The organism is Paenibacillus sp. 2KB_20, assembly GCF_052115765.1.
GTDB lineage: Bacteria > Bacillota > Bacilli > Paenibacillales > Paenibacillaceae > Paenibacillus_AQ.
Genome location: NZ_JBFRHH010000052.1, coordinates 1 through 417, shown reverse-complemented (window position 1 = coordinate 417; position 417 = coordinate 1). Strand labels below are relative to the sequence as shown.

The window sequence follows — 417 nt, the reverse complement described above, 5'->3', positions numbered from 1 at the left end:
TCAAACACTTTATTGGAGAGTTTGATCCTGGCTCAGGACGAACGCTGGCGGCGTGCCTAATACATGCAAGTCGAGCGGACTTGATGGAGTGCTTGCACTCCTGAGAGTTAGCGGCGGACGGGTGAGTAACACGTAGGCAACCTGCCCTCRAGACTGGGATAACTACCGGAAACGGTAGCTAATACCGGATAATTTATTTCRCAGCATTGTGGAATAATGAAAGACGGAGCAATCTGTCACTTGGGGATGGGCCTGCGGCGCATTAGCTAGTTGGTGGGGTAAYGGCTCACCAAGGCGACGATGCGTAGCCGACCTGAGAGGGTGAACGGCCACACTGGGACTGAGACACGGCCCAGACTCCTACGGGAGGCAGCAGTAGGGAATCTTCCGCAATGGGCGAAAGCCTGACGGAGCAAC

The 417-nt window shown here is 55.1% G+C and carries 1 rRNA gene; it reads left to right on the top strand.

The features are described from left to right. Positions 1 to 9: 9 nt before the first annotated feature. Positions 10 to 417, top strand: a 16S ribosomal RNA gene (locus tag AB4124_RS34135); the annotation flags it as partial.